Raw genomic sequence first — 18,192 nt, forward strand, 5'->3', positions numbered from 1 at the left:
GCGAAGGCCAAGCAAGGCTTTCTTTGGCCCGGCCAAGCGGGGCTTGGCGGGCGCGCGGATCAGCTGAAATTCGGCGGCCGCTTCTGCATGAAAGCCATGGCGGCCTCCATGAATTCCGGGGATTTCAGCCGCTCCGTGAAAAGCTCGCTTTCCAGCAGCAGACGCGCGGCGGTGTCCTCGCGGTTCCGGCGCAGCAGGCCCTTCGTCAGCTTCACCGATTCCGGCGCCTTCGCGGCGATGCCATGCGCGATGCGCCGCGCTTCGGTGTCTAGCTCGGCATGTGGCGCCAAACGGGAGGCAAGGCCGATCTTCACCGCCTCTTCGCCCGAAAGCCGCCGCCCGGTCAGGAACATGTCGCTCGCCATCGCCGTGCCGACCACCTGAGGCAGCAGCAGCGAGGATCCCGCCTCGGGCACCAGCGCAAGGTCCGTGAACGGCGTCTGCAGCATGGCATTCTCGGAAACCACCACGATGTCGCAGTGGAGCAGCATCGTCGTACCGACGCCGACCGCGACGCCGCCCACCGCCGCCATCAGCGGCTTTTCCGCGTTCAGGATCGAGCGCAGAAAGCGCGCCACCGGTGTATCTTGCCCACGCGGCGGGTTCGACTGGAAATCGACGAGGTCGTTACCGGAGGTGAACGCCTCGCCCGCACCGGTCAGCAGCACCACGCGGATGCCGTCGTCCGTCTGCGCCCCGTCGATCGCGTCCGCCATCGCCGCATACATGGCGTGCGTCAGCGCGTTCTTCTTGTCGGGGCGGTTCATGGTGACGACGAGCACGCGGCCGTCGCGTTCGATGCGAATGTGGTCGGTCATGCCGGGCTCAATGCCGGAAATACGCCCCAGCCGATAGCTGCGAGAGGGAAGAGGCTTCGCGCGGCTTGACTTCGCGCCGCCACGCGGGCACCGATCCACCTATGCCGAGCGTGGCCGAAACCATCGCCGAAACTCTCGTCCATCAGGGCGTTAGCCACGTATTCTGCGTTCCGGGCGAATCCTACCTTGCCGTCCTCGATGCGCTGCACGGCGTGCAGAACAGAATCGCGCTCATCACCTGCCGCCACGAAGCCGCTGCCGCAAACATGGCGGAGGCCTACGGCAAGCTGAACGGCAGGCCGGGCGTCGCGATGGTCACGCGCGGGCCGGGCGCCACGCACGCCTCGATCGGCGTGCACACCGCGTTTCAGGATTCGACGCCGATGCTGCTGTTCGTCGGCGATGTCGGCACCGACATGATCGGGCGCGAAGCGTTTCAGGAGGTCGATTACCGCCGCATGTTTGGCGCGCTCGCCAAGGGTGTGTTCGTGCTCGACCGCGCCGACCGCGCGCACGAGATCGTCGCTTCCGCCTATGCGCTCAGCCTCTCGGGCCGTCCGGGTCCGGTGGTGATCGCGCTGCCGGAAGATATCCTCACCGAGGAAGCATTGCCCGCGGTTGCCACGCGGATCGAGCCGCCGCAGGCCTCGCCCGATGCGTCGGCCATCGCCGCGCTTGCCAACATGCTCGACGCTGCCGAGCGGCCGCTGCTGTGGCTCGGCGGGCCGGGCTGGACGGCAGACGATGTTGCCGCCGTCCAAAGCTTCGCGGAAAGCGCGAAGCTTCCCGTCATCACCTCATGGCGCCGCAAGGACCGCTTCGACAACGCGCATCCGAACTATGCGGGCGAACTCGGCCTCGGTTCGAACCCGAAGCTCATCGATCGCGTCAAATCGGCCGATCTCGTCATCGCGCTCGGCACGCGGCTCGGTGAGGTCGCGAGTCAGGGCTACACCGTGCCCGCCGTGCCGAGTCCCGCGCAGAGCCTCGTCCATATCCATCCCGATGCCGATACGCTCGGGCGCGTCCGCCGCCCGGCGCTCGCGATCCAGTCCTCGATCCGGCTGGCCTGCGCCGCGCTCGGCGAACTCGGCTTCGCCATCGATGGTTCGCGTTGGACGGATTGGACCCGCGCGGCGCGTGCCGACTACGAGGCGTGGGTGCAGCCAACGAACGTTGTGAACGGTGTCAACATGGCCGAGGTGATCGGGCATCTGGACGACGTGCTCGGCGCCGACACCATCTATTGCAACGGCGCGGGCAATTTCGCCGGGTGGCTGCACCGCTTCCATCAGCACCGCCGCATCGGCACGCAGCTTGCGCCGACATCGGGCGCGATGGGCTACGGCGTCCCCGCCGGGATCGCCGCGAAGCTGCTCCAGCCCGAGCGTGAGGTCGTGGTGCTCGCGGGCGACGGCGATTTCCTGATGTCGGGCAATGAACTCATCACCGCCGCGCGTTATGGCGCGAACGTGATCTTCATCGTCGTCGATAACGGCCAGTACGGCACGATCCGGATGCATCAGGCGCGCGATTACCCGGGTCGGCAATCGGGCACCGCGCTCGTGAACCCGGATTTCTCCGCCTTTGCGCGCAGCTTCGGCTGCCATGGCGAAACCATTGATCGCACCGAGGATTTCCCCGCAGCGCTCGTTCGCGCCCGCGAAAGCGGCGTCCCCGCGCTCATCACCGTGAAAACCGATCCGCGCGAGATTTCTCCCGGAAGGCGGCTGGACGAAGCGGTATGACCAAGCTCAGCGATGCCGAAGCGGGGGCGCTTGCGTTCCTCGATGATGCCCATGCGCCCATGCTCGCGGCGATCGAAAGCTGGGCGGGGATCAACACCGGCAGCCGCAACCTTCTGGGCCTCGCGCAGTACGCGGACGTGCTGACGGAAGCCTTCGCGCCGCTCGGCGGCGAGATCCGACGTGTGCCGCCAGCGCCCGTCGAGGCGGTGGACGCGGCGGGCCGCACCTTCGCGCTCGCGCACGGCGACAATCTCCACATCGTCATGGACCGCCCGGCGAACAAGCGCGTCCTCCTCACCGGTCACATGGACACGGTGTTCCCGGCCGACCACGCGTTCCAGGCGCTGCGCTGGCTGGCGGACGGGGTGCTGAACGGGCCGGGCGTCGCCGACATGAAGGGCGGCATCGCCGTCATGCTCTGGGCGCTCAAATGCTTCGAAGCGTCGCCGTTCGCACGCCAGCTCGGCTGGGAGATCGTGCTGAACAGCGACGAGGAGGTGTCCTCGCTCGGTTCCGGACCGCTGCTCGCCGAGGCCGGGCGGCGCTGCCAGATCGGCCTCACCTTCGAGCCCGCCTCGCTGCCTGACGGTACGCTTGCGGGTGCGCGCAAGGGCAGCGGCAACTTCGCCGCCGCCGTCGCGGGCAGGGCCGCACATGCGGGCCGCAACCCGGAGGAAGGGCGCAACGCGATCATCGCCGCGTCCGATCTCGCACTCCGGCTCGATGCGCTGAAAGGCCCGACGCTGTCGGTGAACGTCGCCAAGATGGACGGCGGCGGGCCGAACAACGTCGTTCCCGATACCGCCGTGCTGCGCTGGAACATGCGCCCTTCGACCTTCGACGACCAGCACCGTGCCGCGCACGCCGTCGCCGATGCGATCAGCGCGGTGGCGGCCGCGCACGACGTCTCGATCCAGCTTTCCGGCAGCTTTGCGCGCCCGCCGAAACCGATGGACGCGCATCAGCAGAAGCTCTTCGATCTCGTGCGCGCCTGCGGCCTCGATCTCGGCCTCGACATCGGCTGGCGCGACACCGGCGGCGTCTGCGACGGCAACAATCTCGCCGCGGCGGGGCTTGCGGTCGTCGATACGCTTGGAGTACGAGGTGGCTCGATCCACTCGGATCAAGAGTATCTGCTTACCGCGTCCCTTGTTGAAAGGGCGCGGCTGTCGGCACTGATCCTGATGCGTCTCGCGCAGGGTGCCTGGGACGGCCACGGGGCCTGATCGGCACCGGCGCCGTTCGCCGGAAACGATATCGTCCCCGAAAACACGACAACGCGTGTGAAGGCGCGCCCGCGCCGGGGGAGATTATATGGTCTGGTTCATTCGGCCCGCGCGTGCGGACGATGTCGATGCCCTGCTCGTGCTTGCCGGGCAGACGGGCGGCGGTTTCACCAACCTGCCGCCGGACCGCGATGCGCTCGCGCGCCGTATCGGCTGGAGCTGCGAGAGTTTCGCGCGCGAAGGCGCGCTCCCGCACGATGAACTCTACATGCTGCTGATGGAGGAGGCCGAAACGGGCCGCATCGGCGGCAGCGCGATGATCTTTTCGCGCCTCGGCGGCGAATGGCCCTTCTACACCTACAAGATCGCCACCGTGAACCAGACCTCGAAGGAACTCGGGCGCAACATCACGATGGAAGTGCTGCACCTCACCAACGATTTCAACGGGTCTGCCGAGGTCGGCGGCCTCTTCCTGCTCCCAGAACTGCGCGCGGAAGGCCTCGGCCGCCTGCTCGCACGCAGCCGCTACCTCTTCATGGCCCGCCACCGCGCACGTTTCCCCACGCGCGTCGTCGCCGAGCTTCGCGGCTGGCACCATCCCGACGGCAGCTCACCCTTCTGGGACGGGCTCGGCCGCAAGTTCTTCGAAATGCCCTTCCAGGAAGCCGACCACTTCAATTCGCTGCACGGCAACCAGTTCATCGCCGATCTGATGCCCCGATACCCGATCTACACGGCGCTGCTGCCCGAAGACGCGCGCGCGGTGATCGGAAAGCCGCACGACACCGGCGTTCCGGCCTTGAAGCTGCTGGAGAAGGAGGGCTTCATCTACGAGGGCTACATCGACATCTTCGACGGCGGCCCCACCGTCTTCGCCTACATCGATAACATCCGCACCGTGCAGCAGTGCCGTCCGCTCGCGGTCGCGGATGGCGCGCTCGCCGAAGGCGGAGCGGTAAGCGCTCTCCTCGCGAAGGGCACGCTCCACGATTTCCGCGCATGGCAGAGCAGCGCCGCCGAGACCGCGCAGGGCCTGTCCCTCACCGCCGCGGAAACCCGCCTGCACGGCCTGGAGGCCGGGGAAACGATCAGCCATGTCGCAGCCTGAACTCGTCTCCATCGATCCGTCCACGGGCGAGGTGGTCTGGAGCGGGCCGGTCGCCAGCCTCGAGGACGTGAACCGCGCGGTCGTCTCCGCGCGCGCCGCGCAGCCGGGGTGGGAGGCGCTGCGGCTTTCGGAACGCGTCGAGCTGATGCGGAAGTACCAGAACATCGTGCGCGATCGCGGTGACGATCTCGCGGCGATGATCTCCCGCGAAACCGGCAAGCCGCTCTGGGAAACCAAGACCGAGGTGCAGAGCGTCATCGCCAAGGTCGATATCTCGCTCTCCGCCTATCAGGAGCGCACGGGGAGCCGGAAGAAGGAGGGCGAGAGCTTCACGCAGCAGCTTCGTCACCGGCCGCACGGCGTCCTCGCAGTGCTCGGCCCGTATAACTTCCCGGCGCACCTGCCGAACGGCCACATCGTGCCTGCGCTCCTCGCGGGCAACGCCGTGGTGTTGAAGCCGTCGGAGCTGACCCCCGGCACGGCGGCGCTGATGCGCGAATGCTGGATGCAGGCCGGGCTTCCCGAAGGCGCGCTCGAGATCGTGCAGGGCGGCGGCGATGTCGGCCGCGCGCTCGCCGGGCATGAAGGCATCGACGGTCTGCTCTTCACGGGGAGCGCTGGCACCGGCCACGCGCTCGCCCGCCAGTTCGCCGAAACGCCGGACAAGATTCTCGCGCTCGAAATGGGCGGCAACAACCCGCTCGTCGCGTGGGATGTGCGCGAGGCTGACCTTCCCGCCGCCGCGGCGCTCATCGTCCAGTCCGCTTTTCTCTCCGCCGGTCAGCGCTGCACCTGCGCGCGCCGCCTGATCGTCGAGGAGGGCAAGCACGAGGCACTCATCGCGCACGTGACCGCACTCATGGACAAGCTCATCGTCGGCGCGCCTTTCGACGAGCCGCAGCCGTTCATGGGGCCGGTGGTCGACAATCGCGCCGCCGACCGTCTTCTGGATCAGGTCGCGGCGCTCAAGGCCAAAGGCGCACTCGCCATCCGGCCGCTTACGCGCAGCGTGCCGGACCGGCCGTTCCTCACCCCCGCGCTTATCGACGTGACGGAGGTTCCGCACCGCCCCGACGAGGAGATGTTCGGCCCCGTGCTGCAACTCGTCCGCGTGCCGGATTTCTCCGCCGCGATGATGGAAGCGAACAATACGCGCTTCGGGCTTTCCGCCGGACTCATCGGCGGCGATCAGGCGCTTTACGACCGCTTCTGGTCGGGCGCCCGCGCAGGCATCGTCAACTGGAACCGCCCAACGAACGGCGCAGCGTCCAACGCCCCGTTCGGCGGCATCGGTGCCAGCGGCAACCATCGGCCGAGCGCGTATTACGCGGCGGATTACTGCGCATTTCCCGTCGCCAGCCTTGAGGAAAGCAAGGTGCGCGGCGCGATTCTCACGGGTTTGAAGGCGGACGAGGCATGAAAACGGTCGAGGTGAATTTCGACGGGCTGATCGGCCCGACGCACAATTACGCCGGGCTCAGCTTCGGCAATATCGCCAGCGCGAAGAACGCGGGCGGCACCTCGCGTCCGCGCGCCGCCGCGCTGCAGAGCATCGGCAAGATGCGCTTCCTGATGTCGCTCGGGCTGCCGCAAGGCTTCCTGCTCCCGCACGACCGCCCGAACGCGCCGTGGCTGCGCACGCTCGGCTTTGCGGGCAGCGATGCGGAGGTCTGCGCGGCCGGGTTTGCGGCGGACCCTGTACTTTTCCGCAACGCCATGTCGGCCTCGGCGACATGGACGGCAAATGCCGCCACGGTCTCGCCCGCGCCGGATACGGCGGATGGGCGTGTGCACCTCACCGCCGCCAACCTCTCCACGATGGCGCATCGCAGTATCGAACACACCGAAACGCACCGACAGCTCGCCATCGCCTTCGCGGACACGCGCCACTTCGCCGTTCACGCCGCCGTACCGCCCAAGTTCGGAGACGAAGGCGCGGCGAACTTCATGCGCCTCTGCCCGTCGCACGGAGAGAAGGGTGTCGAGGTCTTTATCTACGGCGAGGAGCGGCAGGGCCGTTTCCCCTCGCGGCAGGACCGGCGCGCTTCAGAGGCGGTCGCGCGGCTGAACGCCGTGAATGACGCAATCGTCTGGCCGCAGGCGGATGCGGCGATCCAGGCGGGCGCGTTCCACAACGACGTTGTCGCGGTCGCGAACGAACGCGTGCTCTTCGCGCATGAGCAGGCGTTCGAAAACAGGGAGGCGCTCTATGCGGAGTTGCGCCGCCGCCTGCCCGAGGTCGAGATCGTCGAGGTTCCGGCAAGCGCGGTCAGCCTCGAAGACGCCATCGGTTCCTACCTGTTCAACTCGCAGCTCGTCACGCTGCCCTCAGGCGAGATGGTGCTCGTGCTGCCGAAGGAGAGCGAGGAAAACGCGCGCGTGAAGGCGTGGCTGGAGACCATGCTCGCCGGCAACGGCCCGATCCGCGGCTGCCATTTCATCGACGTGCGCGAATCCATGAAAAACGGCGGCGGCCCCGCGTGCCTCCGCCTCCGCGTTGCAGTGAGTGAAGCGGCCTACGCCGCCATAGACCCGCGTTTCCTGCTCGATAATGCAAAGGCGGATGCGCTCGAACGCATGATCGAGACGCACTGGCCGGAAAGCATCGCCCCCGACGACCTCGGCAATCCCGCGCTCTGGGAAACGGCGTGGGAAGCCCGCCGGGCGCTGCTGAAGCTGTTGCACCTCTGAATTCGTCATCCCGGCGCAGGCCGGGATCCATAACCGTGTTGGCATGGATCCCGGCCTGCGCCGGGATGACGGCTATGCATAAGCCTCGCCCATCCGGCGGATAGCGGCGATCTTGGCGTTGAAGGCGCCCCAGTCGTCGGCCGCGTCGATCGGCGCCCAGATCGCTTCCACCTCGTCGATCAGCATCGTGCAGGGTTCGGCGTCTGACCAGTAAGAGTGGGAGATGTCCGCGGCTGGTTCGTACGCCGAAACCGCCGTGCGGAACGCCGCGAAAGCATCGCTCTCGTACACCGCATCCGCCGGACTCGGCCCCCGCCGCCTCCCGCCGCGCCAGTCGAACCAGAACCGGTCGGGCTCGATATCGCTCGCGCCGAGCGCCGCCTCGATCGCAAGTGCCAGCGCTTCATCCGCTTTCGTGCCGAGCGGCTTCACGCCGAGCCGCCACAGGTAACGCTCGGCAAGCGCCGCCTCATAGCGTTCGGGATAGGTCTTCAGCGCCGGGATCAGGCTTTCGGCGGGCGCAACCGTGCGCAGCGCCATCGCGAGTTGGTGCACGTTCCATTGCAGCGCCTCGGCCTGCCGTCCGAAGCTGTAGAGGCCGAACTGGTCGAAATAGGCGGCGGTGAAGCCGTCGTCCCAGCGCGGTACGAAGCGCCACGGGCCGTAGTCGAAGCTCTCGGCGGTGACATTGATATTGTCGGTGTTGAGCACGCCGTGCACGAATCCGGCCGCGCGCCAGCTCGCCGCAAGCCGCGCCGCACCCGCCACGGCATGGTCCATCAGCGCCGCATAGGGATCATCGTGCGCGCCGCCGACGAAATGGCGGAGGCAATAGTCGACGAGCGGCGGTATCGCCTCCAGATGCTTCAGATACGCGAGCCGCTGGAACGTGCCATAGCGGATATGGCTGTGGCTGAGACGGACGAGCACGGAAGAGCGGGTGGGGGAGGGCTCGTCGCCGCGCGTCAGCGCCTCGCCGGTCTCGATCAGCGAAAAGCTCTTCGAGGTGTAGACGCCGAGCGCCTCCAGCATCTCGGTCGCCAGCACCTCGCGCATGCCGCCTTTCAGCGTCAGCCGTCCGTCGCCGAAGCGGCTGTAGGGGGTCTGGCCCGATCCCTTGGTGCCGAGGTCGAGCAGCCGGTCCTCGCCGTCGCGCATCTGCGCGAACAGGAAGCCGCGCCCGTCGCCGATCTCGGGGTTATAGGTGCGGAACTGGTGGCCGTGGTAGCGCAGCGCCAGCGGCTGCTCCAGATTGCCCGGCAGTGGTGCGAAGCGGCCGAAGTGGCGCAGCCAGTCCTCATCGGAAAGCTCGCCGAGTCCTAACGTTTCGGCATGGTGCTGATTGCGGAAGCGCAGGATCGTTTGCGGAAAGTCCGCGGCCCGAACGGGGTCGTAGTAGTCGCTGCCGAGTTCGAGGATCGCGGGGTCCGGACGATACCGTCCCGTCATGCCTCGCGCGGGTGCGGCATCCCGCAGGCGCAGCGCACGTACCGGATGGTTTCCGCTTCCACGCGCTTTCTCAGCGCCTCATCGGCGCCGGGTGCGAAAGCGATGTCGAGCGCGGCGCCGACCGCGGAATAGGTCAGCTCCGCGGCGATCTTCGTATCGACGTCGGTGAGATCGAATTTTTTCGCCATGGCGCGGTACTGGTTTTCCACCCACGCCGCGACGACTTCGTGCGAGGCGCGGTAGAAGGGCTCGGCGTCCGGGTTCGATTTCAGCCCCATCTTGCCGTGGCTCGCCGTGCCTGCGCAGTTGGCGTTCACGATGTTTTCCCATGATTTCTGCGTGGTGCAGTAATCGAAGCAGCGCTGGATGGTGATGCCGGGCTCAAGGTCTTCCAGCCTGTCGCCCGCTTCCATCGCGGCGCACATGCGTTCGCCGTACATGCGGCCCAGCTCTTCCAGAAGGCTGCGCTTCGAGCCGAAGTGATAGAAGATCGATCCTTCCGAAACGTCCGCGGCACGGGCGATGTCGGCGGTGCCGGTTTTCGCGAAGCCCTGCGTTGAAAACAGGTGGTTCGCCGCTTCCAGCACGCGCTGGCGCGTTTCCGCCGGATCGTATCGCCGCGAACGACTTTCCGCTAAGCGCGTCGCCATAAACCCTCGGTATCTTCCCACAGTCGAGATGGATGATATGGGAACTTTTGAGTGAGAGTCAAAAGATTCCTTCAGGCGATCTGGCGCTCAAGGTGCTGCGCCAGATATTCGAGCGTCGCGATGCGGCGATAGAGCCCGCTGTCGCTTACAGCTTTCATTTTGAAAAATTGCTGCATGTGCGGAAAATGCAGATCGAGGACGCGGCCGAGGAAGGCGGGAGTCAGCAGCCCGCCATGCTCGTCGCGGATCGGCCCGAGGCGGCGGCGCACGGCATAGCTGCGCTGACGCAGCCACGGCGGGCGCACGCGTGTGCCGAGCTCGTTCATGCGGTGCGAGAGCGTCGGCGGCCGGTCGAAGCTGTAGCCGTAGTCCGAAGGGTAGGCGGCGAGGACGGGGTCGATGTGCGTCAGCAGCGCGGCTTCGAAGCGGCCCGCGTTCTTCCACGCGATCGGCAGTTGCAGCGCGCCGGCGACGACCTCGTGATCGAAGAACGGCATGAAATAGGCGCCCTGCCGCCCGACAAGGCTGATCTCGCGGCCGAAGAAGGCGCGGCAGCGCATCCGCGGGTAGAGCTGTTCGATCAGCGTGCGGCGCAGCTTGCCCGTCGCGCCCGGCTTTTCGATCGCCTTCAGCGCCTTCGCTTCCAGGCGGTCGATGAAGCCTTCGGGATCGAACGTGTCCGTCACGTCGTTCAGCGTATAGCGCGCGAAGAACGCGCCCATCACCTGCCGGGCGGTCAGCGCGCGGTCGGGGAGGTAAAAGAAGTTGCGGAACACCTCGCCGCATCCGCCCGAAACGGCGAGCTGGCCGCCTTCCTGCCGTTGGTGGCGCGCAAAGGCATTGCCGCCGTTGTCGAACAGGCCGCCATCGGTGACGAGGGCGTCCGTCTCGTGGAAGTTGCGCGCGACGATCGCCGGGAAGTCGTCGGGCGTGATGCTCGCGAACGCGGATTTCTCGAACGGCTCGAAGCGGAAGTGTTCGTGATCCGCAATGTGCCGCGCCACTTCGACATCGCCGTCGCCGGCGCTCCCGTAGACATATACCTGCGGGCTGACCCCCGCGTCGCGCAGCAGCGCGAGCGCGAGGCGGCTGTCGAGTCCGCCGGAGAGCGGGCACTGCATCCGGTCGCCGAACGCCTCGGCATAGATGCGCGCCGCGCCGCGCAGCCGTTCGGCCTGCGCCGCGATGCGCTTCTCCATCGGCGTCGAGGAGATGCGCTCGGGCAGCGGCTTCGAGACGGTCACCCGCACCGTGTTCGCGCCCAGCTCCATCTGCGCGTCCGGTCCCAGCCGCTTCAGCTCGCTCACGACGGTGTCGTCGCCCGTGGGAAACACGTTGAACGCGAACTCGTAGACGCCCTGCGGATCGAAGGTCACGCGGTCGAGGCTCTTCGCGGCGGCGAGGAAGCTCGTCGAGACGACATCCCAGTCCGCGTCGTGGAAGAGCTGAAAGGCGCCGAAGAAATCGGTGAACGCGAAGGTCCGCCCGCCCTTGTGGATTATGGCGGCGAACTGGCCCGTGGTGTTCGACCAGTCCTCGAACGGGAACCGGAAGTCGCCAAGCAGCGCGCGGAGCGCCGCCTCGCCGAACTTGCCGCCGTGGATCAGCGTCCCCGCGACCGCGATGAAATCCTCGCCGTCGCGGTGCACGCAGACATGGCTGCCGTGGATCGGTGCGGCGTGGAAGCCGGCGTGCGCGGCGCTGCGGATCGGCGTGAACCGGGTGAATCCGTGCAGGCGGAATTGCGCCTCGGCGGCGGCGATGCGCGCGTCGTCGGCGTCGCCTTCCGTCACTCGGCACAGATAAAAGCCGCCCATGCCGCCCCGTTTTCCTGTTCGTGTACGTTCAACGAATGCCGCGTGATCGTTAATTTCTCGCGCTTTGTCACGCCTTTATCGGTGTTTCAACACTGCTATAAGCCGAAACCATGTCTCTTACGCCGCCTTCCAGCCGGCCGCGCCTGCTGCACCTGCACTCGACCTTCGATCTCGGCGGCAAGGAAGCGCGTGCCGTGCGCCTGATGAATGCGTTCGGCGATGCCTACACACACGACATCGTGAGCGCCGTGCCGACGGCCGTCGGCGCCGCCCGCCAGATCGCCCCGCACGTCGATGCGCGCGTGCTCACCGATTTCCCACCGCTCGCCGGACGCCTCACGCCCGGCAAGCTGAAGGCGATCGGCGCGGCCATCGTACGCGGCAATTATGACCTCGTGCTGACCTACAACTGGGGCGCGCTCGACGGCCTGATGGCAAACCGCCTGTTCGCGCATCGCCCGCTCGTCCACCACGAGGACGGGTTCAACGACGACGAAGCCCTTCGACAGAAACCCGCGCGCGTGCTCTACCGTCGCCTCGCGCTGCCCTCGGCGTCCGCGCTCGTCGTGCCGTCGCAGGTGCTGGAGCGGATCGCGCTCGGCCCGTGGAAGCAGCCACGCGGCCGCGTGATCCGCATTCCGAACGGCATCGACAGCGCGCTCTTCGCCGCGCCGCCGCCCGCGGGCAGCATCCCGGGCTTCGAACGGCGCGAGGGCGAGGTCATCGTCGGCACGCTCGCGGGTCTCCGCAAGGTGAAGAACCTGCCGCGCCTTGTCCGCGCCTTCGCCGCTGCGACACGCATCGTTTCCGTCCCCGCGCGCCTCGTCATCGTCGGCGAGGGACCGGAGCGCGAGGCGATCCTCGCTGCCGCAGCCGACGCGGGCATCGCCGACCGCCTGCTCATGCCCGGTTTCCTCGGCAAGCCCGAAACCTGCGTCGGCCATTTCGACATCTTCGCTCTGTCGTCGGACAGCGAGCAGTTCCCCTTGAGCCTCGTCGAGGCGATGGCGGCGGGGCTTCCGGCGGTCTCCACGGATGTAGGCGACGTCCGCGCCATCGTTTCCGAACGCAACCGGCCTATGATCGCGCGCGTTGACGACGACATGGTGTTCGGCAGGCTGCTCGCGCGCATGATCGGCGATCCGCTGCTGCGCGCCGAGATCGGCGCCGCGAACCGCGCGCGCGTGGTTGCGGAATACGATGAGGCGGTGATGGTGGAGCGCTACCGCGAGGTTTATTCCCGCGCGATGGAGACGGCGTGAGGATCGGCGAGTTTCGCCGCGTCATGCGGCCGACGCTGCCGAGCCTGCTGGCGCGTGCCCGCGAAGAGGGCGGTCGGCTGCGGCGTCCACCCAGGCTTTCACCGCTCGGCAGCCTCGCGGTGCGTGTCGGTATCGTTCTCGCGCTGCTCGGCATCGCGCTTGCCGGTCACTGGCTCGATCGCGGCGGCTACCGCGACGCGAACGATCCCGAAAACGAGATCAGCTTTGTTGACGCGGTGTATTTCACCGCCGTCACCGTAACGACCACGGGCTTCGGCGACATCGTTCCCGTCACGGATCGCGCGCGCCTGTTCGATGCGATGGTGGTGACGCCCATCCGCCTGTTCGTGTGGCTGCTGTTCCTCGGCACCGCGTATCAATTCCTCGTCCAGCACATGTGGGAGAAGTGGCGCATGAAAAGCATCAGTGCGCGCCTGACGCAGCACTACATCGTCGCCGGCTACGGCACCACGGGCACCGCCGCGGTCGAGGAACTCGTGGCAAACGGTATCGATCCGCAGCGCATCGTGGTGATCGATCCGTCGCCCGCGCGCGTGGAAGCGGCGCTCGGCGTGGGTGTCATGGGGCTCGAAGGGGATGCCACGCGCAACGAAACCCAGTCTCTCGCGCGCATCGAGGCGGCGGAGAGCTTCATCGCCTGTGGCGGCCGCGACGATACGAGTGCGCTGCTCGTGCTCACCGCGCGCCAGCTCAATCCGAACGTGCGGATCAGCGCGATCATCAAGTCCGAAGACAATGAGGATCTCGTCAGGAAGGCGGGCGCCGACACCGTGATCAACCCGGTCACGCTCGGCGGGCATCTGCTCGCGCGCGCGGCGGGCGGCAGCCATGTCGTCGACTACATCACCGATCTCGTAACGGCGGACGGGCGCGTGCAACTCGTCGAGCGGCCGGCGCACGCCGATGAAATCGGAAAGCCGCTCGCCTCCTGCAAGGGCGGTCTCGCGGTGCGCATCATTCGCGGCGATCAGGCGATCGGTTTCTGGGAGCCCGGCGCGGCAAGCATCGCTGCCGGCGACATCATCCTCGAAATCGTTCCGCTGGCTGCCTGAAGCTTCAGGCGGTTGCCGCCGCCGCCTTCTGGGCCGACTTTTGGGCTGTGCGTTCGAATACGAGGCCGCATCGGTTACCGATCACCCAAACGACGCGCGCATCGATCTTGCCGGTGGTCTCGGTTTCGAAGCGGATGCGCGTGCCTTCCTCGGGCGGGGACGGCAGCTCGATCATCGCGCCACCGAGCGAAATGTTGCGGACAGCAACCGTGCTGCGTCTGCGGCCGACCGTGATCGCCCCGGACATGCGGGTAGAAACCCGTCCGCGCGCATCGCCTTCGCTGTCGTCAATCATTCCAGCTCTCCCCCACGTGATGCAACTTTGGTGCAACCCTGTTTTTGTCTTCGTTACCAACACGGACCCCGTCTCGCGGCCCCTCCGGCCGGTTTGCGGCGGCGACTTCGGAGGACGCAGCCGCCGCCGCCGGGGTGTGACCGTGATCGATGAGAGGAACAGGATCACGGCCAAGAGTGTTGGTGCTTTTCTTTCGTACGCTGGAGGAGAGCGGATGCGCGGGTCGAGGGGGAGTAAAAACCGGTTGCCGGACTCTCGCCTTGCGATAGATTTGGCCTAGGGCCTCGCTTTGGTGACCGTATCGTCACGAGTGGCAGGTGGCAGCTTGTAACTGTTACAGATGGAGTTAGCGGAGCTCTCAACTTTCCCGCGAATTCAGGCACCTGCGTCTTTAACGGAATATTAGGACGTTTCTAGTTCGTAACGATCTGGTGAACGACCGCATCAAGGGAACGGTCGCACGGGGGAGGGAGGTCTACTGATGCACCACGACCCGATCCATCCGGCTGACGTCTTGCGGCGGAAGGTGGACACGGAGCTCGATGCGATCGAGTCGGATCCGGCATTCCAGCGATCGCCGGTGATGCGGCGATTGCTGCACTTCCTTGTCACCGAAACGCTCGCGGGACGCGGCGATACACTGAAATCCTATGCCATCGCGGTCGAGGCGCTCGGGCGCGAATCCGATTTTGATCCGCAAACCGATTCCTACCCGCGCGTTCAGGTCGCGCGGCTGCGCAAATTGCTCGATGCGCACTACGCGCAGACGGCACCCGTGGGCGGTGTGCAGATCCGTGTGCCGAGCGGCGGCTACGCCGTTGAATTCATCGGTGAAACGCCTGCGCCGATCGTTGCCAAAATTTCCGAACCGAAAACGGAAATGCGGCGTTACGCAGTGCTCGCCGCTATCGCGGCAGCGGCCCTGCTCGCCGCGTTTTTGTTGTGGCGCGGAAACGAGAATGCATGGCACGTTCGCAATTTCCCCACGATCTATCTCGCCCCCGCGACGGCGCTCGATCCGGCCCAGCCGCAGCGCAACGCCGCGGTTGATCTCACCGCAAGTCTTGGCGAAGGGCTGGACCGTTTCACCGCGATCGATGTCGTGCGCAAGCTGTCGTCCGGCACCGACTACCGGATCGATACGACGCTTCGCACCGTGCCCGGCGGTACGCGCATCAACATCACGCTCACCAGCCTCGATACCGGCCGCGTGGTCTGGTCGCGTTCGGGCCTGCGAGAGCCGATCGAAGGTCGGCTGTTCGATGTCGACGAGGTCGCTGCGACTGTCAGCGCGCGGCTCGCGCAGCCTTCCGGCGTCATCCACAATGATGGCGATCAGCGCGATATCGATATCAACACGCCTTATGGTTGCTGGCTCGCGCTTCGCAGCTACTGGCGGATGATGCCGCCCGAAGACGAACCGGCCGTAAGGGGCTGCGTCGCAGCGTGGGCGGCGGAGAATCCGAAATCGGCAATGGCGCACGGCGCCCGGTCGTGGTTCATGGCGCAGGATGCGCTGAAACTCTCCGGTCAGGAGCGCATTGATCAGTTGAGCGCGGCGCACGCCGAGGCGCTGAAATCGGTCGCGCTGCAGCCGAACGATCCGGGTGCGCAATATTCGGTGATGCGCACGGCGCTCTATCTCGGGCTCGATCGTCAGGCGCGCGCCGCAGCCGACCGCGTCGTCTACTACAACGGCAACAATCCGGAATTCATGGCCGGGGTTGGCATGTTCAAGGTCATGATGGGCGATGCCGATGGCGAGGCGGTGCTGCGCAAGGCGCTTTCGCTCCACGCCAACCCGCCGCAATGGGTGCAGTCCGGGTTGTTCTTCGCGGCGGTTGCGCGTGATGATCCCGATACCGCGCTCTCCGCCGCCGAGGAGTTCCAGTCGCCCGCCGGGCCGCCGCTGCAGCACGCCATGATGGCGATGGCGCTTGCCCGCGGCGGGCGGATGGGAGAGGCGCGGGAGGCGTGGAACCAGGTCGTGGCGGCCGATCCCCGCTATGCCGAAAAGCCCGCGAGAATTTTCGACCCGCTGCCACTCGCGCCGAGCGTGCGCGAGCGGAGCATTGCATGGCTGCGGCTGGTGGCGACGTCTGGCGCCTAGAGCCTGATCGTTTGGGATGGAAGCGCTGTGCGCTTTCATCCCAAACGTGAATCAGTCTCTATTATTAGCTTTGGACAGCGATTCACGTTTCAGGCTGAACAAGCCTGAAACGATCGCGGTCTAACCTGCCAAGGCAGGGTTACGCGGCTTTCTGCGCCGCGAGCCATTCGTTGAAATAGGCTTCCAGCACGTCGAGCGGCACCGCGCCGTTTTCCAGAACCGTGTCGTGGAAGGCGCGAACGTCGAATTTGTCGCCGAGTTCCTTTTCAGCGCGGGCGCGCAGCCCGCGGAACTTGAGTTCGCCGATCTTGTAGGCGAGCGCCTGTCCCGGCCATGTGATGTAGCGGTTCACTTCCGCATCGACGTTGGCTGCGGAGAGCGCCGTGTTCTCCAGCATGAAATCCACCGCCTGCTGCTTCGTCCAGCCCTTGGCGTGGATGCCGGTGTCGACGACGAGGCGGCACGCGCGCCACATCTCGTAGGAGAGGCGGCCCATGTCCTTCTCGGGTGTGTCGTAAAGCCCCATCTCGATGCCGAGCCGCTCTGAATAAAGCCCCCAGCCTTCCACGAACGCGGTGAAGAACGCGCCGTGCTTGCGGAAATCGTGGAGGTCGAGTTCCTGCTGCAGCGCGATCTGCAGATGGTGGCCCGGCACCGCTTCATGCACGCCGAGCGCGGGAAGCTCGAACAGCGGGCGCTGATCGAGTTCGGTGAGGTTGACGCGGTAGACACCGGCGCGGCCCGCGGCGATCGCGCCCGGCTCGTAATAGGCGGTGGTATTGCCCGCCGCCTGATCGTCCGGGATCGGCTGCACCGTGTAGGGCAGGCGCGGCAGCTTGCCGAACAGTTTCGGCAAGTGGCCGTCGATCGTCTTGGCAAGCGCGCCTGCGCGCAGCATCAGCTCTTCGCCGGTTTTCGCGTAATATTGCGGGTCGGTGCGCAGCATGGCGATGTAGGCCTTGCGGGCGCCCTTGAATCCGGATTTCTGCACGACCGCATCCATCTCCGCGCGGATGCGCGCGACTTCGCTGAGACCGAGCTGGTGGATCTCCTCGGCCGTCCTGTCCGTCGTCGTCTGCTGGTTGATGCGGTAGGCGTAATAGGCCGCGCCGTTCTTTGTCGCGGAAATGCCCACACTCTTGCGGCATTTGGGCGCGTATTCGGCCGTGTAGAACTTCAGGAAATCGCGGTAGGCGGGCGTCACCACCGTGTCCACCGCCTTTGCCGCGCGCGTTTTCAGCGCCGCCCAGTCGCCGTCGGAAATCGTCGCGGGTTTCGCGCGGAACGGATACATGAAGCTGCTTGCTGCGGCGCTCGGCGCGATGCGTCCCTCGATCGTCTTCTCGAAGCCCGCCATCGGCACGCACGGCTGCGTGAAGCCCTCCGCGATGGCGCGGCGCGTGACGGCGATGCCGTCGGCGTTCTGCTTGCCGTAGGCTTCGAGGCGGGCGACGTAGCTTTCATAGTCCGCCGTGTTGAAGAACGGGGACTCGTCGGCGAGACCCGCGAACGCCATATGCCAGCCGTAGCGGTTGGTGAAGAGCACGGTCGCTTCCTGGCCGAAAGCGGCGCCCGAGATGCTGCTTTCAAGGCTGCGTTTCAGGATGCGGTAATCGATGCGGTCTGCCTTCGGCAGCGCGTCGATGGAAATCGCCTCCAGCCGTTTCAGGAAGGCCTTGTCCGCCGCGACCCGGCGTTCGTATCCGGCGAGCGATATGTCGTCGAGCTTGCCATCGCCGCGCCGGTCGCCGATGCTGGTGGCAAGGCGTGGGTTCTCGGCGAGCGCCATCTGCCAGATGTCGTCGCGCAGTTTCGCGAAGTCGTCGGCGGGCGCCGCCCACGCCCCGGTTGCGCCAAGCGACAGGGCGATTGCCGTGAGGCCGAGTTTCATGTGGGTCTCCCTGAGGATATTGTTATACGGTCGCACGATAGGGCGGCTGCCGGG

Annotated in this window: 14 protein-coding genes; 8 read left to right on the forward strand and 6 right to left on the reverse strand. The window is 66.5% G+C overall.

Translation table 11 applies throughout. The annotated features are described in order from the left end of the window. Positions 1–59: 59 nt before the first annotated feature. Positions 60–818 carry an enoyl-CoA hydratase gene (locus ACFQ00_RS03790; protein WP_381486425.1) on the reverse strand — a complete coding sequence of 253 codons (759 nt, stop codon included), beginning with the start codon at positions 816–818 and terminating at the stop codon, positions 60–62. Between the two features lie 65 nt (positions 819–883). Between ACFQ00_RS03790 and ACFQ00_RS03795 the strand changes: the two genes are divergently transcribed. From ACFQ00_RS03795 to ACFQ00_RS03815, 5 genes are all read left to right on the forward strand, one after another. Further along, entirely contained in the window at positions 884–2,566 is a 1,683-nt protein-coding gene (locus tag ACFQ00_RS03795; RefSeq protein WP_381486428.1) for a thiamine pyrophosphate-binding protein, read from the forward strand. Beyond that, entirely contained in the window at positions 2,563–3,792 is a 1,230-nt protein-coding gene (locus ACFQ00_RS03800; RefSeq protein WP_381486431.1) for a hydrolase, read from the forward strand. The genes ACFQ00_RS03795 and ACFQ00_RS03800 overlap by 4 nt, the downstream gene beginning before the upstream one ends. An 88-nt stretch (positions 3,793–3,880) precedes the next feature. Beyond that, positions 3,881–4,900, forward strand: a complete 1,020-nt coding sequence (locus tag ACFQ00_RS03805; protein ID WP_381486434.1) for an arginine N-succinyltransferase — start codon at positions 3,881–3,883, stop codon at positions 4,898–4,900. Continuing rightward, on the forward strand, positions 4,887–6,320 hold the full coding sequence (gene astD, locus ACFQ00_RS03810) for a succinylglutamate-semialdehyde dehydrogenase (RefSeq protein ID WP_381486437.1): 1,434 nt from the start codon (positions 4,887–4,889) through the stop codon (positions 6,318–6,320). The genes ACFQ00_RS03805 and astD overlap by 14 nt, the downstream gene beginning before the upstream one ends. After that, the gene (locus ACFQ00_RS03815) at positions 6,317–7,591 is read left to right on the forward strand and encodes an N-succinylarginine dihydrolase (RefSeq protein ID WP_381486440.1); all 1,275 of its coding nucleotides are present in this window, start codon (positions 6,317–6,319) and stop codon (positions 7,589–7,591) included. Before astD ends, ACFQ00_RS03815 begins: the two co-directional genes overlap by 4 nt. A 72-nt stretch (positions 7,592–7,663) precedes the next feature. Here ACFQ00_RS03815 and ACFQ00_RS03820 read toward each other — a convergent pair whose 3' ends face one another. The 3 genes from ACFQ00_RS03820 to ACFQ00_RS03830 all read right to left on the reverse strand — a co-directional run bounded on the left by ACFQ00_RS03820 (position 7,664) and on the right by ACFQ00_RS03830 (position 11,507). After that, positions 7,664–9,040 (reverse strand): protein adenylyltransferase SelO family protein, encoded by a 1,377-nt coding sequence (locus ACFQ00_RS03820; protein WP_381486443.1) that lies wholly within the window; start codon positions 9,038–9,040, stop codon positions 7,664–7,666. After that, a complete protein-coding gene (locus ACFQ00_RS03825) occupies positions 9,037–9,690 on the reverse strand; it encodes a TetR/AcrR family transcriptional regulator (RefSeq protein WP_381486446.1) in 654 nt (217 codons plus the stop codon). Before ACFQ00_RS03825 ends, ACFQ00_RS03820 begins: the two co-directional genes overlap by 4 nt. A gap of 71 nt (positions 9,691–9,761) precedes the next feature. Further along, positions 9,762–11,507 (reverse strand): hypothetical protein, encoded by a 1,746-nt coding sequence (locus ACFQ00_RS03830; RefSeq protein WP_381486449.1) that lies wholly within the window; start codon positions 11,505–11,507, stop codon positions 9,762–9,764. A 110-nt stretch (positions 11,508–11,617) separates the two neighbouring features. On the opposite strand from ACFQ00_RS03830, the gene ACFQ00_RS03835 reads away from it, so the two are divergent. Both ACFQ00_RS03835 and ACFQ00_RS03840 read left to right on the forward strand, forming a co-directional pair. Continuing rightward, complete coding sequence (locus ACFQ00_RS03835; RefSeq protein ID WP_381486452.1) at positions 11,618–12,769, forward strand: glycosyltransferase family 4 protein; 1,152 nt, start codon at positions 11,618–11,620, stop codon at positions 12,767–12,769. Beyond that, complete coding sequence (locus ACFQ00_RS03840; protein ID WP_381486455.1) at positions 12,766–13,842, forward strand: potassium channel family protein; 1,077 nt, start codon at positions 12,766–12,768, stop codon at positions 13,840–13,842. The genes ACFQ00_RS03835 and ACFQ00_RS03840 overlap by 4 nt, the downstream gene beginning before the upstream one ends. A gap of 4 nt (positions 13,843–13,846) precedes the next feature. On the opposite strand, the gene ACFQ00_RS03845 is transcribed toward ACFQ00_RS03840, so the two are convergent. After that, positions 13,847–14,137 carry a PilZ domain-containing protein gene (locus ACFQ00_RS03845; RefSeq protein WP_381486458.1) on the reverse strand — a complete coding sequence of 97 codons (291 nt, stop codon included), beginning with the start codon at positions 14,135–14,137 and terminating at the stop codon, positions 13,847–13,849. 481 nt (positions 14,138–14,618) lie between these two features. On the opposite strand from ACFQ00_RS03845, the gene ACFQ00_RS03850 reads away from it, so the two are divergent. Then, positions 14,619–16,247 carry a hypothetical protein gene (locus ACFQ00_RS03850; RefSeq protein ID WP_381486461.1) on the forward strand — a complete coding sequence of 543 codons (1,629 nt, stop codon included), beginning with the start codon at positions 14,619–14,621 and terminating at the stop codon, positions 16,245–16,247. A 139-nt stretch (positions 16,248–16,386) separates the two neighbouring features. Here the strand turns inward: ACFQ00_RS03850 and ACFQ00_RS03855 are convergent, their stop codons facing one another. Continuing rightward, complete coding sequence (locus tag ACFQ00_RS03855; protein ID WP_381486464.1) at positions 16,387–18,138, reverse strand: DUF885 domain-containing protein; 1,752 nt, start codon at positions 18,136–18,138, stop codon at positions 16,387–16,389. Positions 18,139–18,192 lie beyond the last annotated feature (54 nt).

It is taken from the genome of Sphingosinicella xenopeptidilytica (genome assembly GCF_042676985.1).
In the GTDB taxonomy this organism is placed as follows: Bacteria; Pseudomonadota; Alphaproteobacteria; order Sphingomonadales; family Sphingomonadaceae; genus Sphingosinicella; species Sphingosinicella xenopeptidilytica.